This window comes from Bartonella sp. PS17NMGDW (assembly GCF_042193555.1).
In the GTDB taxonomy this organism is placed as follows: domain Bacteria; phylum Pseudomonadota; class Alphaproteobacteria; order Rhizobiales; family Rhizobiaceae; genus Bartonella; species Bartonella grahamii.
Window position 1 is genome coordinate 1 of the sequence record NZ_JBHILY010000092.1, and the last position, 638, is coordinate 638.

Below are 638 nucleotides of genomic sequence, written 5' to 3' on the forward strand. Positions count from 1 at the left end.
CTCCCAACTGAATGGGCAAGAACAGTTTCGGCAATCTCAAATGGTGTTGACGTTGTCTCTGCTATCCAATCCCGTAAACTTGAACGAAAACCATGGGGACGATAAGTCAAACCACAAACTGTCATATATTTTGCCATGGTGGCATCAGAAATGGGGTTACCTTTAAGACCAGAAAAGAGAAAACCATTCTTTTCAAAGGGGAGAGTTTTTTCAATAACTCTCAAAGCTTCACCACTTAGTGGCACGCGAAAGTCTGAAACTTTCCCTACAATACCTTTCATGTTTTCTTTTGGTATCGTCCATATATTTTTGTCAATTTGTTCAAGACGCAAATAGCGCAATGGATATGACCGTGCGCCTGTCAAAATCAATAACTTCAGTGCTAAATTTGAAAGGATCTTATCATCCAAGCTTTGATAAAATGCCGGAACCTCTTGCCATGGCATAGCAGGAATATTTGTTGATGTAGCACGTGGTTTTCCTAAAAGAGCGCGTGCTTTCATACAAGCCTGTAAATCAACATCTAAACCAAGAGCCGCAGCATATTTCAAGCAAATATTGATACGATTAAGTGCTTTTCTTGCCGTATCTGCTTTTTCATGCCAAAGGGGTGAGAGAACATTGCGAATGATATTTGC

At 40.3% G+C, this 638-nt stretch carries 1 protein-coding gene; it reads right to left on the reverse strand.

The window, feature by feature from the left end:
• The coding region (locus tag ACFIJK_RS09450; RefSeq protein ID WP_375627605.1) for a tyrosine-type recombinase/integrase at positions 1-638 on the reverse strand (638 nt) is incomplete at both ends.